General features: G+C 48.6%; 1 protein-coding gene. It reads right to left on the reverse strand.

Annotation, left to right across the window (positions count from 1 at the left end; translation table 11 throughout):
• Positions 1-278, reverse strand: a 278-nt coding sequence (locus SB756_RS29660; protein WP_410913136.1) for a LysE family transporter, incomplete at both ends; no start/stop codon positions are given.

The following is a 278-nucleotide window of genomic DNA, read 5'->3' on the forward strand; positions in this document are numbered from 1 at the left end:
TCTCCTCACACTGCGTAATTAGCGTTGCAAGACCAAACAAACCCAACCCGGAATAAAATGCATCGCCCAGCGCCACGCCCAGCCCGGTCAGCACCCCTGCGCGTCGACCGGAAGCCAGGCTGGTTTGTACTACCACAAAGAGATTGGCTCCCGGATTAAAAAAAGTAATCACGAACAGTCCTACGGTCAGGTAAACGGCGTGCAAAGGATCCATAGTGATTTCATCCATAAATAAGTGAAGTAACTTCATCATATTTCTACCAAAAATAATCGGGTGC

Source organism: Pseudomonas sp. SIMBA_068, from assembly GCF_046534705.1.
GTDB lineage: Bacteria > Pseudomonadota > Gammaproteobacteria > Pseudomonadales > Pseudomonadaceae > Aquipseudomonas > Aquipseudomonas putida.